The organism is Thermogutta sp. (genome assembly GCF_014359955.1).
Taxonomy (GTDB): Bacteria; Planctomycetota; Planctomycetia; order Pirellulales; family Thermoguttaceae; genus Thermogutta.
In genome coordinates this window covers 1-3,434 of record NZ_JACIYL010000476.1, presented here as the reverse complement: position 1 = coordinate 3,434, position 3,434 = coordinate 1, and the positions used below count along the sequence as shown (strand labels likewise).

The window sequence follows — 3,434 nt, the reverse complement described above, 5'->3', positions numbered from 1 at the left end:
TACCAAACCTGGAATTTTTTGCAACTGAGTCTTCGCAAAATTTCAAAATCCGTCGAGATCCATGCATTACACCGGCCATTCCACCATTTCGGGTGGTGCCGACTGTCACCTTTCTGTCGGTTCTGCCAATTTTGTCGGCAGCTACGCCAAAGACCTCCGTGTTTGCAAAACTCGTTCCAATTAACGACTAGAAGTTGCCAGAAGCACTGAACCCGCGAATCGCCCGATATCGCCGAATAACGGCACGCCCACCCTGACAGGGAGGCAACCTGTGCCTTGCCAAGATGGCGCAAATTGTTCCAAAACTGCACAGAAAATGGCGCACAGCAGCCAGCCCCAGCGCGAATGAGCACCCCGAAACCCACACCTGCTTGCTCTTGATATTGACGGCGCAGCCTCTGACCGGTTACAGTTTTGCCCTCTCAATTCTCGGCGAACCGAATTGCCCAACTTCGCTCGAATCAAAAGATCAACCCACGAAATCTCCAAGGATAGCCGGTATGCCCATCTTCGCAAAGCTGCCGAACGCTCGGTTTCCATCGGCTTTTCGCCTTCTGCTCCTGGCCTGTACCTTTGTTGCCTGTGGAGGGCTATTTGTTTCGCAGGTTTCAGCTCAGAGCGAAAGCCAAGCCCCCACTTCACAAAATCCGCCTGCCCATCGCACTCCTCCCCTCCCCCCCAGAATCCAGGATTTACCAAGCACCAAGAGTTTCGGCCAACGTCCACCGGTCCTGTCCCGCGAGAATCAACCCCCGACTTCCGGCGGAAGTTCTGCAAACCGTTCTCCAGTCAGTCCTCCGCCGATGGTCACCCCCCCATTAAGGGCACAAGCCCAACCGGCCCCGGCTTCCGACAGCACAATTCCGCCGGTTGCCGCAGACAATGTGGACTGGGTGGACGTCCGGATTTCGGCCGAGGGGCAAATACCGACCCAAAGTGGTGGCCCCTCCGCGAGCATCAAGATGGACGGCCAACTTGCCTATGAAGAGCGGGTCCTCCAGGCGGGCAACGGTCGAGCCACGGCTATCCAGGGACTTCGCGCCTACCGAACGGCGGCCGCGCAGTTCCAGGTGGGTGACAAAACATTCCAGGTGCAGCTCCGGCCGGAGGTGATGCGGCTCGCGTTCTACATGGCAGAGGGGCAGTTCACCATCTTTTCACCCGATAGGCCGCTGACGCGCGACGAGGTGGACCTGCTGGACGTGATCGCCAACAGTATCCTTCTGGATCAGTTGCTCCCGTCGCAACCGGTTCGGCTGGGCTTCACCTGGGAGATTCCCGATGATGCACTCCCCGGACTGCTCGGCCTGGAATCCATCACCGAGAACACCCTTCAGGGCCGGGTGACGCAGATCACCGAGGGGTATGCGGAAGCCGAGGTCTCTGGGAAGGTGCAGGGCCGGGTCATGGGGGCGACGAGCCAGATGCAGGTGGCGATGCGGTTTCGATGGTCGCTGATGGACCGCCGGGTCACCGCGCTGGCCCTGGCCCTTCGCGACAATCGAACGGCGGGTTATGTGGACAGCCCATTCCAGGGAACGGTCCGGCTCCAGTTGACGCGCCAGCGCCGCCCGGAACCACAGCTCTTAACACCCGGCCAAATCCCAACGCTGACCTTTCCGCCCCCGGAAGAACAGACGCGGCTTGTCTATCGATCCGACGCCGGCGGGTTTCAGGTCCTTCACGATCGAAGATGGTACGTCGTCACGGACACACCCGACATGGTGGTGTTTCGCTTGGTCGATCAACGCGGCCTTTTGGGACAATGCAATTTAGCGCGAAGCGACTCCCAGGGGCCTGTCCAACTGAGTTTGGCGGCGTTCCAAAACAACGTGCGGCAGACGCTAGGGAGCAATTTCGGGCAATTTCTGGGGGCCGATGAAATGGAAAGCCCCACCGGACACCGCCTGTTGCGGATTCATGCTCTGGGGCGCACGGAGGGCCTCAACATTCACTGGATTTACTATCTGCTGGGGTCGCCTCGGGACGGCTATTACGCCGCGGTGTTTACGGTGGACGATACGTCATGGCCGCTCTTCGATGAAGCCGACCGCAAGTTTATCGATGGGTTCCATTTCCTCGAACCCACACCGGCCACGGCTTCAGGGACTTCCCCGGCTGTTTCCCGATGACGATCCCCTTTTTTTGAGAATACCCGCGCTTTTGCTCACCGATTGACAAAAATCCCGGTAGCATACCAGACGCCGTTGCTTCCGCGTTTGATGTCGTATCCGTAGGCGTCTGAACGTGAGGAAACCGCCCGCCAGTGCCCCGGAGACAGCCGCCAGCACCTCACACACTCCAGGGCCGCTCGGAGCAATCCCTGGCCAGGCCAGCTTTCTGCGCACACCTCACTGGCTGTACTCTCCCCGCGGAGGGTACGGATGATGCGTGCAAAGCGTGACTCCCAAAAATGATGTCCCTGGAGACGAATTCTCGCCTGGTACTCGGAATGGCTTTCTGCTTCGGAGAAAAGATAGGGATCGGGTCGGCCCAGAATGCTCCGCGGATGCTCGGGATGGACGCGCACCGCGTAGACCATCGTCCGCTGGGTGAGTGTCCCCGGCGGGAGCGTTAAAATGGCGAGCATCTGTTCGGCAGTATATGGGCGTCCGTCGAGGAACGGAAAGACGCTGACCACTTGGCCATAATATTTTTCGCCTTCGGAAGCGTAGTCCACGATAAAGAGCCCGGGCTGGCCTTCCATTTCGGAAAGGAACGGGTCATCGAGCAGGCGGACTGGCTGTCCGTCGCGATCCACGGTGGCCGACTCCGGCAATCGAACGCGCACATAATGCACAAGCTCCTGCAGTACACGGGGATCGCGAAGGGCTGTCCCCTCGAACTTCTCGCGCAAAGAAACATTTTTTTCCGGGTACAGATATACAAGGAGCATCTTTTTCTCGCGACGAGCCTGGGCCACCCCCTGGGCGTAGCTGGAAAGCCACATGTCAGCCTCCTGGATGGGAGCCAAATGGGTCGCCAGGGCTACGTCGGAGTTCCCGGAATGAGGCGTGTGAGCGGCCGATTCTGGAGCGCTTCCCACTGGGGCATCGGCAGTCCCCTGCATGGGCTTCAGCGTAGAGGTCGCAGCCGAAGCGAGCAACGACGTGAGGGTGTCCCGAATGGCCCGCTGCCGCGTCGGGCTGAACCCGTCCTGTTCATCGCAGGCAAAGGTGGCCACCACTCTGCCAAAATCTTCGTTTTCTTCGGGACTTTTCAGGAAGCTGATAATCGCCAGCCCCGGCTGCTTGCCAAGCTCCGCGAAGGCTGGATCGTTGCGGAGGAGTATTTCGCCGCTGGCGGTGCGAATCTTTTCGTCCGACTGAGCAATCACTGCTTCGCACGCCGTGCCGAATGGCGCCCGCAATTCCGAGAGCGTCCTAACGGCCGTTTCCGACGGAATTTGGCCCGCGAAGAAGACAAGCAGCACT

At 59.4% G+C, this 3,434-nt stretch carries 3 protein-coding genes; 2 read left to right on the top strand and 1 reads right to left on the bottom strand.

What is annotated here, in order from left to right; genetic code table 11:
* Together H5U08_RS13220 and H5U08_RS13215 are read left to right on the top strand one after the other, a co-directional pair.
* On the top strand, positions 1-191 hold a 191-nt coding region (locus H5U08_RS13220), incomplete at its 5' end, for a hypothetical protein (RefSeq protein WP_297033892.1).
* 771 nt (positions 192-962) lie between these two features.
* Positions 963-2,132: a hypothetical protein gene (locus H5U08_RS13215; RefSeq protein WP_297033889.1), complete on the top strand. Its 1,170-nt coding sequence runs from the start codon at positions 963-965 to the stop codon at positions 2,130-2,132.
* A 35-nt stretch (positions 2,133-2,167) separates the two neighbouring features.
* On the opposite strand, the gene H5U08_RS13210 is transcribed toward H5U08_RS13215, so the two are convergent.
* Positions 2,168-3,434 (bottom strand): hypothetical protein (locus tag H5U08_RS13210; RefSeq protein ID WP_297033887.1); only part of this gene is annotated, 1,267 nt, incomplete at its 5' end.